Source organism: Vagococcus sp. WN89Y (assembly GCF_052220145.1).
Lineage (GTDB): Bacteria > Pseudomonadota > Gammaproteobacteria > Enterobacterales > Enterobacteriaceae > Kosakonia.
In genome coordinates this window covers 83459-103922 of record NZ_JBQPOM010000068.1, presented here as the reverse complement: position 1 = coordinate 103922, position 20464 = coordinate 83459, and the positions used below count along the sequence as shown (strand labels likewise).

22 protein-coding genes are annotated in these 20464 nt (G+C 51.0%); 8 read left to right on the top strand and 14 right to left on the bottom strand.

Annotation, left to right across the window (positions count from 1 at the left end; translation table 11 throughout):
• Window positions 1–42 precede the first annotated feature (42 nt).
• The 6 genes from ACTU3N_RS20060 to gmk form a co-directional block, all read right to left on the bottom strand.
• A complete protein-coding gene (locus ACTU3N_RS20060) occupies window positions 43–1428 on the bottom strand; it encodes a nucleobase:cation symporter-2 family protein (RefSeq protein ID WP_443087897.1) in 1386 nt (461 codons plus the stop codon).
• 123 nt (window positions 1429–1551) lie between these two features.
• Window positions 1552–3633 (bottom strand): ATP-dependent DNA helicase RecG, encoded by a 2082-nt coding sequence (recG, locus tag ACTU3N_RS20055; protein ID WP_443087896.1) that lies wholly within the window; start codon window positions 3631–3633, stop codon window positions 1552–1554.
• A gap of 4 nt (window positions 3634–3637) precedes the next feature.
• Window positions 3638–4327, bottom strand: coding sequence for a tRNA (guanosine(18)-2'-O)-methyltransferase TrmH (trmH, locus tag ACTU3N_RS20050; RefSeq protein WP_443087895.1), 690 nt, complete (start codon window positions 4325–4327; stop codon window positions 3638–3640).
• 4 nt (window positions 4328–4331) lie between these two features.
• Window positions 4332–6449 (bottom strand): bifunctional GTP diphosphokinase/guanosine-3',5'-bis pyrophosphate 3'-pyrophosphohydrolase, encoded by a 2118-nt coding sequence (gene spoT, locus ACTU3N_RS20045; protein WP_443087894.1) that lies wholly within the window; start codon window positions 6447–6449, stop codon window positions 4332–4334.
• Window positions 6450–6467: 18 nt separating this feature from the next.
• Window positions 6468–6743 (bottom strand): DNA-directed RNA polymerase subunit omega, encoded by a 276-nt coding sequence (rpoZ, locus tag ACTU3N_RS20040; protein WP_000135058.1) that lies wholly within the window; start codon window positions 6741–6743, stop codon window positions 6468–6470.
• Between the two features lie 54 nt (window positions 6744–6797).
• Complete coding sequence (gene gmk, locus ACTU3N_RS20035; protein ID WP_443087893.1) at window positions 6798–7421, bottom strand: guanylate kinase; 624 nt, start codon at window positions 7419–7421, stop codon at window positions 6798–6800.
• Between the two features lie 258 nt (window positions 7422–7679).
• On the opposite strand from gmk, the gene ACTU3N_RS20030 reads away from it, so the two are divergent.
• Window positions 7680–8135, top strand: a complete 456-nt coding sequence (locus ACTU3N_RS20030) for a hypothetical protein (RefSeq protein ID WP_443087892.1) — start codon at window positions 7680–7682, stop codon at window positions 8133–8135.
• Window positions 8136–8143: 8 nt separating this feature from the next.
• Here ACTU3N_RS20030 and ACTU3N_RS20025 read toward each other — a convergent pair whose 3' ends face one another.
• Complete coding sequence (locus tag ACTU3N_RS20025; protein WP_443087891.1) at window positions 8144–8761, bottom strand: trimeric intracellular cation channel family protein; 618 nt, start codon at window positions 8759–8761, stop codon at window positions 8144–8146.
• A gap of 257 nt (window positions 8762–9018) precedes the next feature.
• Between ACTU3N_RS20025 and ACTU3N_RS20020 the strand changes: the two genes are divergently transcribed.
• Window positions 9019–10065 (top strand): hypothetical protein, encoded by a 1047-nt coding sequence (locus ACTU3N_RS20020; protein WP_443087890.1) that lies wholly within the window; start codon window positions 9019–9021, stop codon window positions 10063–10065.
• 59 nt (window positions 10066–10124) lie between these two features.
• Here ACTU3N_RS20020 and ACTU3N_RS20015 read toward each other — a convergent pair whose 3' ends face one another.
• Window positions 10125–10988, bottom strand: coding sequence for a YicC/YloC family endoribonuclease (locus tag ACTU3N_RS20015; protein ID WP_443087889.1), 864 nt, complete (start codon window positions 10986–10988; stop codon window positions 10125–10127).
• 123 nt (window positions 10989–11111) lie between these two features.
• Between ACTU3N_RS20015 and rph the strand changes: the two genes are divergently transcribed.
• Window positions 11112–11828, top strand: coding sequence for a ribonuclease PH (gene rph, locus ACTU3N_RS20010; RefSeq protein WP_443087888.1), 717 nt, complete (start codon window positions 11112–11114; stop codon window positions 11826–11828).
• Window positions 11829–11956: 128 nt separating this feature from the next.
• A complete protein-coding gene (gene pyrE, locus ACTU3N_RS20005; protein ID WP_443087887.1) occupies window positions 11957–12598 on the top strand; it encodes an orotate phosphoribosyltransferase in 642 nt (213 codons plus the stop codon).
• Between the two features lie 34 nt (window positions 12599–12632).
• Here the strand turns inward: pyrE and ACTU3N_RS20000 are convergent, their stop codons facing one another.
• The 4 genes from ACTU3N_RS20000 to coaBC form a co-directional block, all read right to left on the bottom strand.
• Complete coding sequence (locus tag ACTU3N_RS20000) at window positions 12633–13649, bottom strand: SMP-30/gluconolactonase/LRE family protein (protein ID WP_443087886.1); 1017 nt, start codon at window positions 13647–13649, stop codon at window positions 12633–12635.
• A 185-nt stretch (window positions 13650–13834) separates the two neighbouring features.
• Window positions 13835–14431 carry a nucleoid occlusion factor SlmA gene (gene slmA / locus ACTU3N_RS19995; RefSeq protein ID WP_443087885.1) on the bottom strand — a complete coding sequence of 199 codons (597 nt, stop codon included), beginning with the start codon at window positions 14429–14431 and terminating at the stop codon, window positions 13835–13837.
• A gap of 124 nt (window positions 14432–14555) precedes the next feature.
• Window positions 14556–15014, bottom strand: coding sequence for a dUTP diphosphatase (gene dut / locus ACTU3N_RS19990; RefSeq protein ID WP_443087884.1), 459 nt, complete (start codon window positions 15012–15014; stop codon window positions 14556–14558).
• A complete protein-coding gene (gene coaBC, locus ACTU3N_RS19985; RefSeq protein ID WP_443087883.1) occupies window positions 14992–16206 on the bottom strand; it encodes a bifunctional phosphopantothenoylcysteine decarboxylase/phosphopantothenate--cysteine ligase CoaBC in 1215 nt (404 codons plus the stop codon). Before coaBC ends, dut begins: the two co-directional genes overlap by 23 nt.
• A gap of 170 nt (window positions 16207–16376) precedes the next feature.
• Between coaBC and radC the strand changes: the two genes are divergently transcribed.
• The 4 genes from radC (at window position 16377) to mutM (ending at window position 18571) form a co-directional block, all read left to right on the top strand.
• Complete coding sequence (radC, locus tag ACTU3N_RS19980) at window positions 16377–17045, top strand: RadC family protein (protein WP_443087882.1); 669 nt, start codon at window positions 16377–16379, stop codon at window positions 17043–17045.
• A gap of 216 nt (window positions 17046–17261) precedes the next feature.
• Window positions 17262–17498: a 50S ribosomal protein L28 gene (gene rpmB, locus ACTU3N_RS19975; protein WP_002436699.1), complete on the top strand. Its 237-nt coding sequence runs from the start codon at window positions 17262–17264 to the stop codon at window positions 17496–17498.
• Between the two features lie 20 nt (window positions 17499–17518).
• Window positions 17519–17686 carry a 50S ribosomal protein L33 gene (gene rpmG, locus ACTU3N_RS19970; protein WP_003024094.1) on the top strand — a complete coding sequence of 56 codons (168 nt, stop codon included), beginning with the start codon at window positions 17519–17521 and terminating at the stop codon, window positions 17684–17686.
• A 75-nt stretch (window positions 17687–17761) separates the two neighbouring features.
• Window positions 17762–18571 carry a bifunctional DNA-formamidopyrimidine glycosylase/DNA-(apurinic or apyrimidinic site) lyase gene (gene mutM, locus ACTU3N_RS19965; RefSeq protein ID WP_443087881.1) on the top strand — a complete coding sequence of 270 codons (810 nt, stop codon included), beginning with the start codon at window positions 17762–17764 and terminating at the stop codon, window positions 18569–18571.
• Window positions 18572–18601: 30 nt separating this feature from the next.
• Here the strand turns inward: mutM and coaD are convergent, their stop codons facing one another.
• Both coaD and waaA read right to left on the bottom strand, forming a co-directional pair.
• On the bottom strand, window positions 18602–19081 hold the full coding sequence (gene coaD / locus ACTU3N_RS19960) for a pantetheine-phosphate adenylyltransferase (RefSeq protein ID WP_443087880.1): 480 nt from the start codon (window positions 19079–19081) through the stop codon (window positions 18602–18604).
• Between the two features lie 8 nt (window positions 19082–19089).
• Window positions 19090–20367 carry a lipid IV(A) 3-deoxy-D-manno-octulosonic acid transferase gene (waaA, locus tag ACTU3N_RS19955; RefSeq protein ID WP_443087879.1) on the bottom strand — a complete coding sequence of 426 codons (1278 nt, stop codon included), beginning with the start codon at window positions 20365–20367 and terminating at the stop codon, window positions 19090–19092.
• Window positions 20368–20464: the final 97 nt, after the last annotated feature.

Genomic DNA, 20464 nt, shown 5'->3' with positions numbered 1-20464 from the left:
AGGAGTCTGGCAACGGCTATTACCCCGTTGCCATAGTGTTACTCAGTTTTTCTCTGGTGGAAAAATCAGATTCAGCACAATAGCGGTAATGCCGCCCGCGGCGATGCCGGAAGAGAGCAGGTTCTTCAACCAGTCCGGCGCGAATTGCAGGATCTGCGGCTGTTGCGAAACGCCCAGACCAACAGCCAGGGATAATGCAATAATCAGGATGGCGCGGCGGTTCAACGGTTCGCGTGAGACTATCCGCACGCCGGATGCGGCGATAGTACCAAACATCACAAGCGTAGCGCCGCCAAGCACAGGCTCTGGCAGCTGCTGTACAAATGCGCTGACTGCGGGGAACAGCCCAAGCAGCATAAGCATCACAGCAATAAAATAGCCGATATAGCGGCTGGCAACACCGGTCAGCTGAATAACACCGTTGTTCTGACCAAAGCAGGAGTTGGGGAAGGTGTTAAATACGGCAGAAACAAAAGAGTTGAGGCCATTAGCCAGTACGCCGCCTTTCAGGCGTTTCATATACACCGGGCCGGTAACCGGTTGTTCAGAAACATCAGAGGTTGCGGTGATATCGCCGATGGTTTCCAGGGAGGTAATCATAAACACCAGCATTAACGGCAGCAGCAGGCTCCAGTCAATGCTCAGGCCATAATAGAGCGGCGTAGGCACCATGACTGTTTCTGCCGGGGCGTTATATTCCGGCAGCATACCCAGCATCATTGCCAGGACATAACCGGCAGCCATGGCTATCACCAGCGAAGCGATGCGCAGATAAGGGTTACGCTGGCGATTGAGCAGAATAATAATTGCCAGAACCACTCCAGCCAGCAGCAGGTTTTTCGGTGCGCCAAAGGTGTTGTTACCCATGGCCGCAAAACCGCCGCCGACAGATGTCAGGCCAACCTGAATAAGCGACAGGCCGATAATCATCACGACAACACCTGAAACCAGCGGAGTGATAATGCGGCGCGCCAGCGGCAGAATGCGTGAGATGATCATTTCTGTACAGCTTGCCAGCATCAGGGTGCCAAATAGCGCCGCCATCATGGTGGGCACATCCGCACCACCGGTTTTCAGTGCGGTACCGCCCATAATCAGCGGCGCAACAAAGTTAAAACTGGTGCCCTGAATGGACAACAAGCCAGAACCAACCGGACCCCATGCTTTGATTTGAATAAGAGAGGCCACACCGGAGGCGAAAAGCGACATGCTAAGGATGTGTTGCGTGTCCTGAGCCGGTAAACCCAGAGCCTGACAGATAAGCAGCGCGGGCGTGATCACGCCGACAAACATCGCCAGCAGATGCTGGAGTGCAGCAAAAAGCGTTTGCGGCAACGGCGGGCGGTCTTCAAGGCGGTAGATCAGTTCGCTGGGTTGAGTCTGCGCAACCGGTTGCGCATTTTCTGACTCGATGGTGTTTACGGACATCTCAAGCAATCCCCTGATAGAAAAGCGCTGATTTTATCGGACTACCAGGTAAAAGCAAACGTTTGCCATGTAAAAAACATACTTATCTAAAGGGGGTTTATTTTATGGAATTAGGTTCTGAACTCAGGCGTTAGAGTAGCGCTCAGTTTCCGGCATCCAGCGTTCTATTAACGCTTGTGCCAGCTGCGGATAACGTTCATGAATATGCCGCGCAATGCGCTGAACTTCCGGGATGAGTGCCTGATCGCGCAATAAATCAGCGACTTTAAACTCAGCATTGCCTGTCTGCCGGGTTCCCAATAGCTCGCCTGGGCCGCGAATCTCTAAATCTTTTTGCGCAATCACAAAGCCATCGTTGCTGTCGCGCAACACCTGTAAGCGCTTTTGCGCGGTTTTCGTCAGCGGCGATTTGTAGAGCAGAACGCAGTGTGATGCCACTGCACCTCGCCCGACACGACCACGAAGCTGGTGGAGTTGCGCAAGGCCGAGGCGTTCAGGGTTTTCAATAATCATCAGGCTGGCGTTGGGGACATCCACGCCCACTTCAATCACCGTCGTGGCGACCAGTAAGTGCAGCTCGCCTTGCTTAAAGGCCTGCATCACATCTTGCTTTTCAGCGGGCTTCATTCGCCCGTGAACCAGCCCGACATTAAGTTCGGGCAGAGCGAGTTTTAACTCCTGCCAGGTGGCTTCCGCCGCTTGCGCTTCGAGCAGGTCGGACTCTTCGATAAGCGTACAAACCCAGTATGCCTGGCGGCCCTCGCCTGTACAGGCGTTGCGCACGCGATCGATAATCTCGCTGCGGCGCGTATCCGGGATGGCAACAGTGGTGACCGGCGTACGCCCCGGCGGTAATTCGTCAATAACGGAGGTATCAAGGTCCGCGTAAGCGGTCATCGCCAGCGTACGTGGAATGGGTGTTGCGGTCATAATTAACTGATGCGGATGGAAGCCCTGCTGCTGGCCTTTCTCCCACAGCGCCAGGCGCTGATGCACGCCGAAGCGGTGCTGTTCATCAATGATAACCAGCGCCAGGCCATTAAACTGCACCTGCTCCTGGAAGATAGCATGGGTGCCGACGATCATTTGCACCTGGCCGCTGGCGATTGCGTCTTGTTGGGCAAGACGCGCTTTGCCTTTTTGTTTCCCGGCCAGCCAACCCACTTCTACCCCAAGAGGCGCGAACCAGTGACGAAAGTTGTTGGCATGCTGCTCCGCCAGTAGTTCAGTCGGTGCCATCATCGCAACTTGTTTACCGTGGGCGATAGCGCGCAGGGCCGCAAGAGCGGCAACCAGCGTTTTACCGGAGCCAACATCGCCTTGCACCAGGCGCATCATGGGAATATCCAGCGCCATATCGCGCTCAATCTCCGCAACAACTCGTGCCTGTGCGGCGGTAGGTTTGAAGGGCAGTGAAGCCAGTAAACCGTTTTTTAATTCATCTTTCGCGCTGAGTGACAGCGCATGGTAACGCTGGGCTCCGGCGCGCAGGGCCAGCATACTCAGGTTATGGGCCAGCAGCTCTTCGAGAATCAAACGGCGCTGCGCCGGATGTTGCCCGCTTTCTAAATCGCCGAGTTGCAGCGTTGGAGGCGGGCGATGCAGAGTACGCAACGCGTCCGGCAGGCTCATCAGCCCTTGCGCCAGTTCGGGCGGTAATAATTCGTTGATGGCGCACGTAGACAGCAAATCCAGTGCCTGATCGGTCAGCTTGCGCAAGGTGGCCTGTTTGACGCCTTCGGTGGTGGGATAAACCGGCGTCAGCGTTTCCTGTAATTCAGGTGTGCTCAGATCGCCCTGAATCCGGTACTCAGGGTGGATCATCTCTGCGCCGAACTTCCCGCGCTTTGCTTCGCCATAAGCCAGCACGCGGCGGCCCGTGGCGAGGCTATTTTTCATCGCCGCGTTGAAGTTGAAAAAGCGCAGAGTAAGGATGCCGGAACCGTCGCTTATCTGACAGGTCATCATCCGGTGACCGCCGAAGGTGATATTACAGTTCAGCACTTCACCCTCAACCGTGGCATAAACTCCCGGCAGCAGCTCTGCGATGGGGTAAAGGTGAGTACGGTCTTCGTAACGTAGCGGTAGGTGAAGCAGAAGATCCTGAACCGTATGCAGGCCGATTTTTGCCAGTTTGCTACTTTGCGCTGCACCGACACCGGTCAGCGAGTTGAGCGGGATAGCGTCGAGCAATCGGCCTTTCATCGTTTTACTTTGCCGCCTGCATAGTTGCCCACCACGTCGGGTCGGCTTCGATTTCGCCTGCTGCATTGACATGCGGATAGGGCAAGCCTTTACGCCTGGCGACTTTAGCCAGAACGGGATAACCGCCTTCAAACAGCAGGCGCTGCTGCTCAGCATCGGGCAGCATGCTGTTTTCACGCTGATACATGCCTGCGTTTTGCCGCTGGCGCTGCGCTTCATAAAGGATAAGCGCAGAGGCAACAGAAACGTTCAGCGACTGCACCATGCCAGTCATCGGAATGATAATGTCACGATCCGCCAGATCCAGCGCTTCCTGCGTGATCCCGGTTTTTTCCTGTCCCATCAGGATACAGGTTGGGCGGGTATAGTCTATTTCACGAAAATCGACCGCTTTATCAGACAGATGGGTCGCCAGGATCTGCATGCCGCGTGCTTTCAGAACGCTCACTGCATCATGGATGGTGCGGTGCGTTTTTACCTCGACCCAGCTATTACTGCCTGCAGCAGAAGAGGCCATGGTGCGCATGCGATTGCCCGGCCAGACGGCGTGGACTTCATGCACTCCCACGGCGTCTGCGGTACGGATAATCGCCGAAACATTATGAGGTTTGTGAACCTGCTCCATGCAGACGGTCAGATCGGGCTGACGCCTGGCGAGCATCTCGCGAATACGCGCATAACGCTGAGAATTCATAAAATCAGTTTCGGTTACGGGTGACTTTAATCACGTCCGGCATCACGCGGATTTTACGCATGATATTCGCCAGGTGAACGCGATCGCGCGCCGTGAGACGGATGAATGCGCTGTAGACGCGGCCATCTTTCTCTTCCGTATTCAGGCTTTGAATGTTGGAAGAGGCGGTGTTAATCGCTGCCGTCAAATTAGCCAGCGCACCCTGATGGTTGAACATATCTACCTTGATTTCAGTGATAAATTCTTGCGCGGTTTCTTTATCCCACTCCACCGCCATAAATTTCTCCGGCTCTTTCTGATAGCCACGAATATTACGGCAAGATTCATGATGGATAACCAGCCCTTTACCAGGACTGACGTGGGCGACAATCGGGTCACCTGGGATTGGGCGACAGCATTTTGCAAAGGTTATCAGTACGCCGTCTGCACCTTTGATCGGCAGATGACCGGTGCTTGCACCGGCTGGCGTCGCTGCACCTGGTAAGGCTTCACCTTGCTGCAGATTTTTCGCCACGACCACGCTCATGGCGTTGCCGAGGCCGATTTCTGCCAGCAGATCGTCAAGCGTTGCCAGCTTCATACGATCCAGCTCGCGCTGGATATGCTCCTGCGGAATCTCCGCCAGTTTGCGGCTCCCGCCCAGCGCATGATTCAGCAGACGGCGGCCCAGGCTTACCGAGTCGTCGCGCTTGAGGTTTTTCAGCATCTGGCGGATTTTGGCGCGCGCTTTTGAGCTGACGACAAAGTTTAACCAGGCCGCGTTCGGGCGGGCACCCGGCGCGGTAATGATTTCCACCGTCTGCCCGCTGCTTAGCGACTGAGACAGTGGATAAGGCTGGCGGTCAACGCGCGCGCCGACGCAGGCGTGACCGATATCCGTGTGGACGGCATAGGCGAAATCCACCGGCGTTGCGCCAGTAGGCAGTTCAACAATGCGGCCTTCCGGGGTGAAAACATAAATCTCATCCGGGAACAGATCAGATTTCACGCTCTCAATAAATTCAAATGAACTACCGGCACTTTGTTGCAGCTCCAGCAGGCTTTGCATCCAGCGCTGAGCGCGGATCTGCGCGGTCGTGCTGCTCTCACCGTGTTCTTTATAAGCCCAGTGCGCAGCAACACCCATTTCCGCCATCTGATCCATATCATCAGTGCGGATTTGCACCTCAACCGGCACGCCGTGTGGGCCAATCATGGAAGTGTGCAGAGACTGATAACCGTTCGCTTTAGGGATAGCGATATAGTCTTTTACGCGCCCAGGGCGCGGCTTGTAGAGACTGTGCATCTGGCCGAGCACGCGATAGCAGGTGTCAAGATCGTGGACGATGACGCGAAAAGCGTAAATATCCATGATTGAGTGAAAACGCTGCTCTTTTAGCACCATCTTGCAGTAAATGGAGTAAAGATGTTTTTCACGCCCGCTGACGCGGCAGGGGATGCCCGCTTCCTGTAAACGCCCTTCGATTTCAGAGAGGATTTTTTGAATCATCTCTTTACGGTTGCCGCGTGCGGCTTTCACCACCTCTTTGATAACGCGGTAGCGGTTTGGGTACAACGCTTCAAAGCCCAGCTCTTCAAGCTCGGTTTTGATGTGATGTATGCCCAGACGGTGCGCCAGAGGACTATATATTTCGAGGGTTTCGCGAGCGATACGGCGGCGCTTATCCGGGCGAAGCGAGCCCAGCGTACGCATATTGTGAGTGCGGTCGGCAAGTTTAATCAGAATGACGCGGATGTCCTGCACCATCGCCATGATCATCTTGCGAAAGTTCTCGGCCTGCGCCTCTTTTTTGTCCTGAAACTTGAGTTTATCAAGCTTAGACACCCCTTCCACCAGCTCAGCAACGCTTTTGCCAAACAGCTGTTCCATGTCCTGGTAAGTGGCCGGGGTATCTTCAATCACGTCATGCAGTAGCGCAGCCATCAGCGTTTCGTAGTCGAGTTTCATCTCGGCCAGAATACAGGCCACCGCTACCGGGTGCGTGATATAGGGTTCACCGCTTGAACGTGTCTGGCCCTCGTGAGCGTCACGTGCAACGAGATACGCCTGCCTGAGCCGTTTGATTTGGTCTTCAGGCAGATAGTTTTGAATCAGCTGATTCAGGCTTTCGAACAGATACAAGGGTGACCTGCAGGTTAATTAACGACGACCTTCAGCAATGGCGGTAACAGCCTGCAGTTCTGCGGCTTCCTGCTCTTGCTGCTCCTGGCGCTCACGTACGTCGAGGATCTGGTTATTGATCAGACCTTCTTCGATTTCGCGCAGCGCGATGACGGTGGTTTTATCGTTTTCTTCCGGTACCAGCGGATCTTTACCGCCTACCTGCATCTGACGAGCGCGACGCGCGGCGACCAGTACCAGGTCAAAACGGTTACCAATTTTCTCTACAGCGTCCTGAACAGTTACGCGTGCCATATTTAAAATGCTCCACAGGTGAAGAAATGACTGGGCATGATACTTAAACCAGGCTCAGTCTGCCAATAGTTTGCTGATTAAAGCGTCATGACGCTGCTTTTGGCGGCCCATGCGCAGACGTTCGGCGCGAATAATGGTTTTCAGATCACCCAGCGCGGTGTCGAAATCATCATTCACTATAAGGTAATCATATTCCGCGTAATGGCTCATTTCCGCAACTGCCTGGGCCATACGTTTTGCGATCACCTCTTCGCTGTCCTGCCCGCGACCGCGCAGGCGACGATCCAGTTCCTCTTTCGATGGCGGCAGGATAAAAATACTGCGTGCCTGGGGCATACGGGAGCGGATTTGCTGCGCACCCTGCCAGTCGATATCAAGGAAGATATCTACGCCAGTCGAGAGCACCTGCTCAATAGCCTCACGGGATGTGCCATAGAAGTTGCCAAACACTTCGGCATGCTCAAGAAACGCATCATTCTTAATCATGGCTTTGAATTCGTCATGATTAACAAAGAAATAGTGTTCACCGTGCACTTCACCCGGACGCGGTGCGCGCGTCGTGTGTGAAACAGAAACCTGTGAGTCGTATAACGGTTGGGTTTTCAGTAAAGCCTGAATAAGGCTTGATTTACCCGCGCCGCTGGGGGCGGAAACAATATATAGCGTGCCTTGAGCCATGAGCGTCTTTTGTATGTGAATTGCGAAAGAAAACTTACATACGTGCCTATTATACACATCACCGCTATGTGACGTAGTGTTTGTCACACTTTTTCACACCCAATATGGTGTTTTGCGCGTTGCTTTCCTGATTTTTTTGCAAATTTTCACAACGTCTACGAAATGTCGGAAGCCATCTCGCAGATATACTTTTTGCTATTCGAAAAGTGCCTACCGTTAGCGCTATAACAAAGCCGTTATCAAAAAGGAGAAGGCAACATGTGGAGGAAAACCGGTATAGCGATTTGCCTGATGTTATATAGCGTGCTCAGTCAGGCAATGTACCCGGCGCGCTTGCCATTGCACATACCGTATGTTTTGCCAGGCTCAGCGGATACGGCACCGAAGATTTTGCCTGAGTTAAATCTGATTGCCCAAAAGAGGGAGGCGCTGTTACAAGGACAAGTACGAACGATGCGAGATTTCTTCCCGATGCATGGTTTGTACCTGTGGCATCGCTTCACATTGATGGCAGATAAGCCGTTACTGCGTTGGTTCAGTGAGCTGGGCGTTTCTCTGGCGCCGCCAACGTTAAGAGCAACTGGCGATGAAACCAGGTGTTTTTTAGTCTGCAGCGTTTGTATGCTTTCGCTTACCGACGATTGGTGCAGAAAAACCGGCAACATATTTCTTTTATCCATACGCCCGGGTTTGAAGGGCTGGCAGTATGGTTAGCATATGTATTAATGCATATTGTGTTTGTACCAGAACACAGGTAAACCGAGTTTCCAGCGTATTGCCAACAGGCGGGTTATAAAGCCGAACATCAGGGTGGTAATGACCACCACATCATGACTGGAAATAAAGTGACCAAGAGAGATATAAAGCAGGGCTGAGGCAAAAGCGATTCCTGCGTACAGCTCTTTTTGAAATACTAACGGGATGCGTTTACAGAACATATCGCGCAGCACACCACCAAATACACCCGTGACCACTGCGGCAATGAGTGCAATTACCGGGCTTTCGCCCATATCCAGCGCCACCTGCGCGCCGATAATAGAAAACACGACCAGACCGAGGGCATCAAGAATCAGAAAAAAGCGGCGAAGATGCGGCATAACGGGAGCAAAAATGGTGGTCAATACAGCTGCGATGCTAACAATAATGACGTATTCAGGGTGTTTCACCCACCCGAGTGGATAATGCCCCAACAGAATATCGCGCACTGAGCCACCGCCTAATGCTGTGGCATTGGCTATAATAATGACGCCAAAAGTATCCATTCTGCGGCGACCTGCAGCCAGTGCGCCTGTCATAGCTTCGGCAGTAATACCGATAAGATAAAGTATATGTAGTAGCATGCTCGCATTTCCGGAAGCAAAGGCAGCAGGTTAGCTATTTATGGGTTTATGCACGATTGATATTTTCTAAAGTGATTTTTTCGGATTAGATAAACTTATGCAAAATGAAGGTGTTTCTTGCTGTGAACCGTAACGTCATTTGTCAGTTATACATTATTTTAAAATAACCGCCTGAAAAGTATCGATTTTACTATTAATACCTTTTAGAATGAGAATTTTCTAATTGGCGTAATTTTTAAAATTTCAGGAATCAGGCTATGGAGTTGTCGTTTTTCTGTTTATGCCTTATTGTGGCCTATATTCATCTTAATGATTGGTTTTATCAAAAAACTGGCCAACGTCTAACGTATCGCAATATGTTTTCTTTTGATCTGCCGCTTTTCATAATTGAACAAGGAAAATCATTATTTAATTTGTTCCGGTTAAATGAAGACAGCCTTTCCAGGCAACCTGTATTTTGGATGGGGACGATCATTCCGGTGTTTATTGCCGCTGGCTTTGAATATGAAATATTAGTGCAAAATAATGTTGTGTTGACTATTGGCAATATTGATGAGATTTTTGATCATAGTAAGGTTCCGTTGTATATATCGGCAATAGCACCGACGCTGGGTGTTTTTATATCTAACATTCATCGAACGATACAAACTAAAAAACAGATAGAAACCACGGAAAGAAAGAATGTTGCGGACAGTTATTACGCGCACCACAAGCATATTACTGATGGTTTTAATAATTTAGCTTTAGCGGAACAAGCAAATGCAAAAGTGAAAGTTTTGCAGGAAAACCCATTTACGATCTTACGGCCCGGTAGTTTGTATAAGAAAATATTTCCCCTTTCAAATGTCAGGGATGGGTTTAGCGATGAAGTATCCGATGCTTTTATTAACTCAGTAATAAAAACCATAAAGCAGTTTAATGAAAAAAATGAAAGAAAGGAAGATGATTTCTTAAACATGCTGGTAAAAAGAGAAATAAAAGACATACATAAAGCAATACGAATTTATAATAGCAGCATAAATGATATTCTTGACTGTCTTTATGCCTCCAGGAAAAAATCTGCTTTGATTGAGGCGGAATATGATGATATCAATAAAGTTAAAAAGATGAACATGGTGAGTACGTTAAGAGAGATTGGTTGGGGTATCAGGCGTGTTTATGATTTCCTTATCTGTGTTCTTGACGTCGCTGGCATTAAGGTCACCGACTACCCTAAACTCAAAAGTGAAATGCAAAAGTTAGTGAGCATTTTGAATATCGTTAGCTCTGTGAATGGAAAATATCAGGAATTACAAAATAAATAAAAAACAGGAAATGCAAATGAGCTATTGCTCATTTGCATTCCAAAACATTCCAACTTTTGCTACTCGATATTCTGGATCTGTTCGCGCATTTGCTCGATCAGCACTTTCAGCTCGATAGCTGAGTTGGTCACCTCGGCATTAATAGACTTGGATGCCAGCGTGTTCGACTCACGGTTGAACTCCTGCATCATAAAGTCGAGACGACGACCAACGGCTTCTTTCTTTTTCAAAATGTTGTACGTCTCTTTTACGTGCGCCTCAAGACGATCCAGTTCTTCGGCAACGTCGATACGTTGTGCCATCAGCACCAGTTCTTGCTCCAGACGATTGTTCTCAAGCTGCACTTGCGCTTCTTCCAGTCGGGAGACCAGGCGTTCACGCTGCCATTGCAAAATTTCAGGCATATGCGCGCGAACTTTAGCCACTTCTGCGCTCACGCCCTGAAGACGCTGCTCGATCAGTACTTTTAGCGCCTGGCCTTCCGTTTCGCGAGCGATGATAAAATCATCCAGCGCGCCATCGAGTGCCGCGAGAATTTCTGTGGCGATAGTATCCAGATCCTGCTCCTGCGCCGCCATCACGCCAGGCCAGCGCAAAATATCGACGGGGTTAATTTCCCCTTCATCACTTTGCATTTTGACCCAGTTCGCCGCAGATACCAGCTGTTTGGCCAATTTTTCATTAAGTATCAATTCACCCTGCGCGCTGGAATCGGGTTCAAAGCGAAGATTACATTCAACTTTGCCACGCGTCAGACGGGTACGAAGACGTTCGCGCACAACCGGTTCGAGGCTGCGGAATTGCTCCGGCAGGCGGAAGTACGTTTCCAGATAACGCTGGTTAACCGAGCGCAGTTCCCAGGAGGCGGAGCCCCATTCACCCTTGATTTCACGCCGGGCGTAGGCGGTCATACTGCGAATCATAGTCGTTCCCGTATTTTAAGGAGAGATGCGGGGATTATAGCTTTCACGGCCTTATCAGGATAGGAATAACCGTCCTAAGCCAGTATAATGCGCGCCACACTCGTAACAGCCGGAGAAATCATTATGCGTCCAGCAGGCCGTAGCGCTAACCAGGTGCGCCCCGTCACCCTGACCCGTAACTACACAAAACACGCAGAAGGCTCCGTGCTGGTAGAATTTGGTGATACCAAAGTTCTGTGCACTGCTTCGATTGAAGAAGGTGTTCCACGCTTCCTTAAAGGCCAGGGCCAGGGCTGGATCACTGCAGAGTACGGCATGTTGCCGCGCTCTACCCATACTCGTAATGCGCGTGAAGCGGCAAAAGGCAAGCAAGGTGGTCGCACCATGGAAATCCAGCGCCTGATTGCTCGTGCGCTGCGTGCGGCAGTGGATCTCAATGCGCTTGGCGAATTCACCATCACTCTCGACTGCGACGTCATCCAGGCTGATGGGGGTACCCGTACCGCCTCTATTACCGGTGCCTGCGTTGCGCTGGCTGATGCGCTGAACAAACTGGTCAGCGCCGGTAAACTGAAAACTAACCCGATGAAAGGGATGGTTGCAGCGGTTTCTGTAGGTATTGTTAACGGTGAAGCCGTTTGCGATCTTGAATATGTGGAAGATTCCGCTGCTGAAACAGATATGAACGTCGTAATGACGGAAGATGGCCGCATGATTGAAGTTCAGGGGACGGCGGAAGGCGAGCCCTTTTCCCATGAGGAGCTACTCACCCTGCTGGCACTCGCCAGGGGGGGAATTGAGACCATTATCGCGACGCAGAAGGCGGCGCTGGTCAATTAGTTATTAGGGCGACGTTGTCGCCCTTTTTTTTTGCGTTTTATATCTCGTACTGCTTGTTCTTTGCGATTACGACGCAGTACGAATGAGTTTGCTAAGCAATAAATGATGGAAATGTGAGGAGCGAATCCATGAAACCGTATCAGCGCCAGTTTATCGAATTTGCGCTTAACAAGCAGGTATTGAAATTTGGTGAGTTCACGCTGAAGTCCGGGCGCAAAAGTCCCTATTTCTTTAATGCCGGTCTGTTTAACACCGGGCGCGATCTGGCACTGTTAGGCCGTTTTTATGCCGAAGCGTTGATGGATTCAGGTATCGACTTCGACCTGTTATTTGGCCCTGCCTACAAGGGTATCCCGATCGCGACCACGACAGCGGTTGCGTTGGCTGAGCATCATGAGCGTGATGTACCTTATTGTTTCAACCGCAAAGAAGCCAAAGATCACGGTGAAGGTGGCAGCCTAGTGGGTAGTGCGCTGCAGGGGCGAGTAATGCTTGTGGATGATGTGATTACTGCTGGTACCGCTATCCGTGAATCTATGGAAATTATTCAGGCGCACGGTGCGACTTTGGCAGGCGTTTTGATTTCTCTGGATCGCCAGGAGCGCGGGCGTGCGGATATTTCCGCCATTCAGGAAGTTGAGCGGGATTATGGTTGTAAAGTTATCTCCATCATCACATTGAAAGATTTAATTGCTTACCTGGAAGAGAAGCCCGAGATGGCAAATCATCTGGCCTCTGTCACGGCTTATCGTGAGGAATATGGCGTCTGAAATAGCGCCCGGCAGTCGGCTGCCGGGCTTATTTTTACAAAAGCCTGGCACCCTGAGTATTCACATACAGTGAGTAAATTGAAGTGCTGGAAGCCATAAACAGACGATTACGCTGCTCACCACCAAAACAGAGATTGGCGCAGCGCTCCGGCAGGTTAATTGCCCCAATCGCTTTCCCTTGCGGATTAAACACACGTACACCGTCCAGCTCTGCGCTGCCCATACCCCAGCCACACCATAAGTTTCCGTCCACATCGCAAGCGATACCGTCAGCAGTACCATTGCCGCAATCAATATGTACCCGTCGGTTTTTTAATTCGTTACCAACAACGTCCCAGGCAAGGATTAAACGATTCGGGGTAGCACGGCTTTCCACCACATACACTGTTTTTTCGTCAGGAGAAAAACAGATACCGTTTGGACCTTTTACATCCCCTAACATCACGCTCAGCGTGCGCGATTCCGGTTCCAGCCGATAGACGTTTTGCGCAAGTTCCGGCGTGGCTTTATGCCCTTCATAGAAGCCAGCAATACCAAAAGGAGGATCGGTAAACCAAATGGAGCCGTCTGATTTCACCGCAATATCGTTTGGTGAATTCAACGGCTTACCGTCGTACTTATCCGCCAGCACCGTAATCGTACCGTCGTATTCAGTGCGCGTGATGCGCCGCGTATCATGTTCACAGCTAATCAGCCGACCTTGCCGGTCGCGGGCATGGCCATTGGAATAATTTGACGGATGCCGAAAAACACGGGTTTCACCACTCGCTTCGTCCCAGCGCATTATTGCGTTGTTAGGTATATCGCTCCAGAGCAACATTCTGGTGTCGCCAAACCAGACGGGCCCCTCTGCCCAGCGGCATCCTGTGGCAATCTGCTCCACTTTGGCGCTGGAGAGCATATAACCACGAAAGCTATCATCCAGGGCGATGATGCTGGGGTCCGGATAACGGGCTGAAGGTGCCCAGGCTGCGATGCTCTTCTGGCTGAGTAATAGTGATGCGGTAGCGATGCCGCTCAGTTTTAGCAGTTCCCGACGTGATGTTGCCATCAAGCGTCTCCTTATCATTTTTTGTAGGGCATTTATGAGGTGATTTAACTTAGGAAAGATGGTGCGAGAAGGAGAGTAGAAAAAGTTTGATGCAGCGACATCTGGCATCTCAACGAATTATGTTGGGCTTTTTCACAGATAGATAAGAAGTGAGAATGCAGCCGCCTAAGGCTGCATCAAAGGAACTACTGTAATTGTGCGGCTAACAGCGGCCAACGCGCGTCAAAATCATCCGTCGGGCTATATTTAAACTCACTGCGAACAAAACGCGATAACATACCTTCACAATAGGCCAGCAATTGTCCTGCAAGCAATGTTTCATCTGTGGCATATGCTTCGCCTTCGCGCATTTTTCTCTCACGCAAAACCTGGCGCAGCTGCGCTTCGATGCGTTCAAACAGCTGGTTAATACGGCCCTGTAAGCGATCCTGCTCAAACATCAGCGCATGGCCAGTCATAATGCGCGTCAAACCTGGATTACGCTCCCCGAAACCCAGGATGAGCTGCACTATCAGACGCAAGCGCATGGTTGTATCTTTTTCATCTTTTAAAATCAGGTTGATACGCGTGATTAAGCTGTCTTCGATAAACTCAATCAGGCTATCAAACATGCGCGTTTTGCTGGGGAAATGGCGATACAGCGCGGCTTCGGAAACGCCGACGGATGCTGCCAGTTTCGCCGTCGTGATACGTTGACTCCCATCGCTGGATTCAAGCATCAGCGCCAGAGACTGAAGTATTTCTTCGCGACGATTCCTTTTCGCAGTTTGTTTTTCTGCCATGTTTTAAAACACCCCTGAAAATATGCACTCGTCAGGCGAGCATCCACACAACGACCGCAAACGTATTGCGTTTGCGGTGATCTTATCGCGTTATTTCGCCGTGTGATGCGTTAAAAAGGACGGTTTATTGACGCCCTGAGTGGCCAAAGCCGCCTTCGCCACGCTCGGTAGCGTCGAATGTTTCAACCAGATTAAATTCAGCCTGGACCACCGGAACGAACACCATCTGCGCGATGCGCTCCCCGGGGACGATCGTAAAGCTGTCCTGCCCACGGTTCCATACAGAAACCATCAGTTGCCCCTGATAATCCGAATCAATCAGCCCAACCAGATTGCCCAGTACCACGCCATGTTTATGGCCAAGACCTGAGCGCGGGAGAATAACTGCAGCCAGAGACGGATCGGCAATGTGGATAGCCAGGCCAGTAGGCAGCAGCGTCGTTGCACCCGGAGCCAGCTCTACGGACTCATCGAGACAGGCTCGCAGGTCAAGTCCAGCGGAGCCAGAAGTGGCATAGGTCGGTAGCGGGAAGGCTTTGCCGACACGCGGATCCAGAATCTTAACGTCGATTTTTTTCATCATAACGGGTAACAATCTCGTTTAATAATAAGTGCCCCAGAAGTTCCTTGCGCTCAAGCGGTAAGCGTTTCTCACCGTCTTGCCAGAAAAGGTGTAATGCGTTGCTGTCGCTGTTAAAACCCCGATCGGCTTGTGATACGTCATTAGCGCAAATTAAATCAAGGTTTTTGCGGGCGCGTTTTTGCCGGGCATATTCTTCCACATTATTTGTTTCGGCGGCAAACCCAACAACATAAGGACGATTAACGGAAAGCGCGGCAACACCCGCGACAATATCCGGATTTTTTATCATTTTTATCGTTATTTCATCACCTTGCTTTTTGATTTTTTCTTCAGCTACGGTGGCTGCGCGATAATCTGCTACAGCAGCGCAGCCGATAAAAATATGCTGCTGCTGAGCGCGGCTCTGCACTGCGGCTTCCATTTCCAGCGCCGTAGTGACATCCACTCGCTGGACAAAAGCCGGCGTCGGCAGAGAAACCGGGCCAGCCACAAGGGTGACATTTGCCCCGCGCTTTGCAGCAGCCGCTGCGATAGCGAAACCCATTTTCCCTGAGCTTAGGTTGGTGATGTAGCGTACCGGATCCAGAGGTTCACGGGTCGGACCGGCGGTAATCATAATGTTCAGATGCTGCAAATCTTTCGCAGGCGAGAAATGCGCTGCCGCCATGTCGACAATCGTCAACGGATCCAGCATACGACCGGGGCCAACATCGCCGCAGGCCTGGCTACCACTATCCGGGCCCCACAACAGCAAACCGCGAGAGGCGAGCACCTGCAAGTTATGCTGAGTTGCTTCGGCGCGATACATCTGCTGGTTCATAGCGGGAACGACCGCAACAGGAGATGGCGTAGCGAGGCAAATGGTTGATACTAAATCGTTTGCCATACCTGCCGCCACGCGAGCAATTAAGTCGGCGGTTGCCGGTGCAAGAATGACCAAATCGGCCCATTTACCCAACTCGATATGCCCCATTGCCGCTTCGGCTGCGGGATCAAGCAAGCTATCAGAAACCGGGTACCCGGAAACAGCCTGTAGACTCATTGGCGTAATAAAGGCTTTAGCCGCCTCAGTCATTGCAACGCGAACTTCCGCACCACGATCGCGAAGACGGCGTACCAGCTCGGGCGCTTTATAGGCCGCGATGCCGCCGCTTACGCCGAGAACGATTTTTTTACCCGCCAGACTCATCATGATTCTTTCCTGTTGGATTTCACCAGAAGCCAGAATTTTATCACAAACCTGGAGCTGTCGTGCTTTTGCCCGCGCATCACTTTGCGAGATGCTACGCAAGGATGAAATGTAATAGTCGAAGAGCTGACAATAGCTATGGCAGGATGGGCTCGTGACAGGGAGGAGAGGATATGGATGTTATTTTGATGCCCCAGAAGCCGCGTGAAAAAATGCTGCAATTTGGGGTTGAAGCACTGACGGATGTGGAACTTTTAGCGCTGTTTTTACGAACCGGGACACAAGGTAAATGTGTCCTTACCGTTGCCCGTGAAATGCTAAAACAATTTGGCTCGCTCTATACTCTGCTCAGCGCCGATCTTGATGATTTCAAGGGTGTACACGGCATTGGCGTTGCGAAATATGCCCAGCTAAAGGGTATCGGTGAACTGGCGCGCCGTTACTATAATGCGCGACTGCTGGAAGATAACTCACTTCTCAGCCCTGATATGACACGCGAATTCCTGCAAAGTCAGTTGGCGGGAGAGGAGCGTGAGGTTTTCATGGTGATATTTATGGATAGCCAAAACCGGGTATTGAAGCATAGCCGCCTTTTTACCGGCACAATCAATCAGGTTGAAGTGCATCCGCGCGAAATACTCCGTGAAGCGCTAAAAATCAACGCCTCTGCCTTGATCCTCGCGCACAATCACCCCTCTGGTCACGCTGAGCCGAGTAAAGCCGATAAACAAATCACTGAACGCGTGGTAAAATGCTGCGAATTCATGGGGGTTCGTGTGCTTGACCACCTGGTAATCGGCTGTGGAGAGTGCGTTTCTTTTGCAGAACGTGGTTGGATTTAGACCACTCTTCACGATCCATCGGGATCTTTGTCTGTTCGGGACTTGAGCACACCGGCGAGTCAGCGTATACTACGCCACCTTTGAGAATCTCGGGTTTGGCATTTGGGCCTGGCAATCGAGAGTTCACAATGAACTGCGATGACCGGGCTGTAAAGCCTGACGAGGCGCCAATACCCCATACGAAGCTCGAGCTAATTTGATTTTTGGAGAATAGACATGTCCCGAGTCTGCCAAGTTACTGGCAAGCGTCCGGTGACCGGTAACAACCGTTCCCACGCACTGAACGCGACTAAACGCCGTTTCCTGCCGAACCTGCACTCTCACCGTTTCTGGGTTGAGAGCGAAAAGCGTTTTGTCACCCTGCGTGTATCTGCTAAAGGTATGCGTGTAATCGATAAGAAAGGCATCGATACAGTTCTGTCTGAACTGCGTGCCCGTGGCGAAAAGTACTAAGTACTTAGAGGAAATAAATCATGGCTAAAGGTATTCGTGAGAAAATCAAGCTGGTTTCTTCTGCTGGTACTGGTCACTTCTATACCACTACGAAGAACAAACGTACTAAGCCGGAAAAACTGGAACTGAAAAAGTTCGATCCAGTTGTCCGCCAGCACGTGCTTTACAAAGAAGCTAAAATCAAATAATTTTAGTTTCCTTGAACAAAAACCCTGCCAGTGCGGGGTTTTTGCATTTCTGACTACCTGTAAACCGGAGATGAGATGCCTGAATTACCTGAAGTCGAAACCAGCCGCCGTGGCATCGAACCGCACCTGGTAGGCCAAACTATTCTTCATGCCGTAGTGCGTAACGGGCGATTGCGCTGGCCGGTGTCAGAAGAAATACATAGCCTGAGCGACAAACAGGTGCTCAGTGTGCAGCGCCGCGCAAAATACCTTCTGCTGGAGCTGCCTGATGGCTGGATCATCATCCACCTTGGTATGTCCGGTAGTCTGCGCATACTTTCTGAGGAACTTCCCGCCGAAAAACATGACCACGTCGATCTGGTAATGAGCAATGGCAAAGTGCTGCGTTATACCGATCCGCGACGTTTTGGCGCATGGCTTTGGACAAAAGAGCTGGAAGGCCACAATGTACTGGCACATCTCGGGCCAGAGCCGCTAAGCGATGAGTTCAATGCCGATTATTTACAACAGAAATGTGCGAAGAAAAAAACGGCTATTAAACCCTGGCTGATGGATAACAAGCTGGTTGTCGGGGTGGGCAACATTTATGCCAGTGAGTCGTTATTTGCTGCGGCGATCCACCCCGATCGGTTAGCATCATCGCTCTCAAGACAAGAATGCGAAATTCTGGTCCGGGTAATCAAAGCTGTACTGCTGCGATCTATTGAACAAGGTGGCACGACGTTAAAAGATTTTCTGCAAAGCGACGGGAAACCGGGATATTTCGCGCAAGAGCTGCAAGTGTATGGGCGGGAAGGGGAACCCTGCCGCGTGTGCGGTACGCCGATAGTTACAGCGAAACACGCGCAACGTTCCACTTTTTACTGCCGTCAATGCCAGAAATGATTACCCGGAATAGTGTTTCCGGGTAAAAAATTATTTGAGCTTATTCAACAGCGCGTTGAGCACCTCTGGCGGCAAAAAATGTGCAACATCGCCCTGATGACGGGCGACCTCTTTTACCAGCGTTGAAGAGATAAATGACCACTCTTTCGAAGGCATCAGAAACACACTTTCCAGTTCAGGCATAAGGTGGCGATTCATATGCGCCAGCTGCATCTCATATTCAAAATCTGCGACTGCCCGTAGCCCGCGAATCAAAATATTCGCCTGCTGCGCCCGCGCAAAATTTGCCATCAAATCGCTAAAACCGACTACCGTGACATTCGGCAGATGTCGCGTTGCCGACTGAGCCAGCGCGACGCGCTCATCAAGGTCAAACATGGGTTTTTTGCTTGGGCTAGCGGCGATAGCAAGCACAACTTGATCAAACATCGTCGCGGCACGAGTAACGATATCAATATGCCCATTGGTTATAGGGTCAAAGGTGCCCGGATAAATCGCGCGTGTCTGCATAATTAACCTTATTGCGCTTTTGGTGGCAGATAGGGTTCCAGCAATTGCAGCAGAAGTTGTAATGCTCCCTGGTTTTGATGGAGCACTTCTACCGCATGTCGACCATAGAAATTACGATAATCCTCATCGGTCAGTAAAGACGTAATTTCTTTCGTAAGGGAGTCAACATCAGTGACGGTAATTAAACCATCCGCTTGTGCCAGACGCGCGCAAATATCTTTAAAGTTGAAGGTATGCGGCCCCATTAATACAGGAACGGCATGGGCGGCTGCTTCGAGTGGGTTATGACCCCCACGTTCGACCAGCGAACCACCGACAAAAGCCAAATCAGCAATACCATAAAGAAGCATCAGTTCCCCCATCGTATCGCCTACCACAACCTGCGTGCTGGCCGATGGTACTTCCCCGGATGAACGTGTGGTGTAGCTTAGGCCCGCATCACGCACCATTTTTATTGCGTCGGGGAAACGCTCAGGGTGCCGGGGAACAAGGATCAACAGCAAATCAGGAAATTGCTTAAGCAATGCCTGATGGGCAGCCAGCATAATTGTTTCTTCGCCTTCATGGGTGCTGGTCGCAATCCACACAGGGCGGTGAGGAGCCCACTGGCGGCGCAAAGCAACGGCACGTGAGGCCAGTTGCGGGGTAACGGAGATATCGAATTTAAGGCTTCCCGTTACTTTAAGCTGGCTCCGCTTTGCACCTAAGATAATGAAGCGTTCACTGTCTTCAGCATTCTGGGCTGCGATAAGCGTGATACGACGCAGCAGAGATTGAATAAATTTGCCCAGTTTCGCGTAACCAGCAGCGGAACGTTCCGAGAGGCGAGCATTGGCGATGACGAGAGGAATCTTTCTCTTATGCAATGCGCTTATCAGATTGGGCCATAGCTCAGTTTCCATGATTAATACCAACTTAGGGTCTACTTTATCAAGGAAACGGTTTAGCGCGTCGGGGAGATCATAAGGCAGGTAAACATGCTGAACATCTCCGCCAAAAGCAGACATAACACGCTCTGAGCCGGTAGGTGTCATCGTCGTAACCGTAATGGGAAGATCGGGATAGCGGTGACGTAACGCGCGTACCAACGGAATGGCAGCAAGCGTTTCACCTACCGATACTGAATGCAGCATAATACCGCCCGCTTTCAGCGGATTGCGGTAAAACCCATATCGTTCACCCCAGCGTTTGCGATAAGCCGGAGCTTTGGCACCACGCACCCACAGACGCACCCAGATAAGCGGCTGAATAATGTACAGCAATGTGGTGTAGAGCAATTGAAGCATAGTACTTTGCTGGCTTATGAATGTGCTTGGGATTCTATGTATTTAACTTTGCTATTGCCATCATTTTTCCCGGTTTAAGCTGAATTAACAGGAAAAT

Excerpts from the sequence above, each read along its gene's own strand:
- mutM (WP_443087881.1), top strand. The coding sequence starts at position 17,762 with ATGCCTGAATTACCTGAAGTCGAAACCAGCCGCCGTGGCATCGAACCG.
- ACTU3N_RS20060 (WP_443087897.1), bottom strand. The coding sequence starts at position 1,428 with ATGTCCGTAAACACCATCGAGTCAGAAAATGCGCAACCGGTTGCGCAG.
- gmk (WP_443087893.1), bottom strand. The coding sequence starts at position 7,421 with ATGGCTCAAGGCACGCTATATATTGTTTCCGCCCCCAGCGGCGCGGGT.
- ACTU3N_RS20025 (WP_443087891.1), bottom strand. The coding sequence starts at position 8,761 with ATGCTACTACATATACTTTATCTTATCGGTATTACTGCCGAAGCTATG.
- ACTU3N_RS20000 (WP_443087886.1), bottom strand. The coding sequence starts at position 13,649 with ATGGCAACATCACGTCGGGAACTGCTAAAACTGAGCGGCATCGCTACC.
- coaD (WP_443087880.1), bottom strand. The coding sequence starts at position 19,081 with ATGCAGACACGCGCGATTTATCCGGGCACCTTTGACCCTATAACCAAT.
- ACTU3N_RS20030 (WP_443087892.1), top strand. The coding sequence starts at position 7,680 with ATGTGGAGGAAAACCGGTATAGCGATTTGCCTGATGTTATATAGCGTG.
- recG (WP_443087896.1), bottom strand. The coding sequence starts at position 3,633 with ATGAAAGGCCGATTGCTCGACGCTATCCCGCTCAACTCGCTGACCGGT.
- slmA (WP_443087885.1), bottom strand. The coding sequence starts at position 14,431 with ATGGCAGAAAAACAAACTGCGAAAAGGAATCGTCGCGAAGAAATACTT.
- waaA (WP_443087879.1), bottom strand. The coding sequence starts at position 20,367 with ATGCTTCAATTGCTCTACACCACATTGCTGTACATTATTCAGCCGCTT.
- dut (WP_443087884.1), bottom strand. The coding sequence starts at position 15,014 with ATGATGAAAAAAATCGACGTTAAGATTCTGGATCCGCGTGTCGGCAAA.
- trmH (WP_443087895.1), bottom strand. The coding sequence starts at position 4,327 with ATGAATTCTCAGCGTTATGCGCGTATTCGCGAGATGCTCGCCAGGCGT.
- radC (WP_443087882.1), top strand. The coding sequence starts at position 16,377 with ATGGATGTTATTTTGATGCCCCAGAAGCCGCGTGAAAAAATGCTGCAA.
- ACTU3N_RS20020 (WP_443087890.1), top strand. The coding sequence starts at position 9,019 with ATGGAGTTGTCGTTTTTCTGTTTATGCCTTATTGTGGCCTATATTCAT.
- rpoZ (WP_000135058.1), bottom strand. The coding sequence starts at position 6,743 with ATGGCACGCGTAACTGTTCAGGACGCTGTAGAGAAAATTGGTAACCGT.
- coaBC (WP_443087883.1), bottom strand. The coding sequence starts at position 16,206 with ATGATGAGTCTGGCGGGTAAAAAAATCGTTCTCGGCGTAAGCGGCGGC.
- ACTU3N_RS20015 (WP_443087889.1), bottom strand. The coding sequence starts at position 10,988 with ATGATTCGCAGTATGACCGCCTACGCCCGGCGTGAAATCAAGGGTGAA.
- rpmG (WP_003024094.1), top strand. The coding sequence starts at position 17,519 with ATGGCTAAAGGTATTCGTGAGAAAATCAAGCTGGTTTCTTCTGCTGGT.
- pyrE (WP_443087887.1), top strand. The coding sequence starts at position 11,957 with ATGAAACCGTATCAGCGCCAGTTTATCGAATTTGCGCTTAACAAGCAG.
- rph (WP_443087888.1), top strand. The coding sequence starts at position 11,112 with ATGCGTCCAGCAGGCCGTAGCGCTAACCAGGTGCGCCCCGTCACCCTG.
- rpmB (WP_002436699.1), top strand. The coding sequence starts at position 17,262 with ATGTCCCGAGTCTGCCAAGTTACTGGCAAGCGTCCGGTGACCGGTAAC.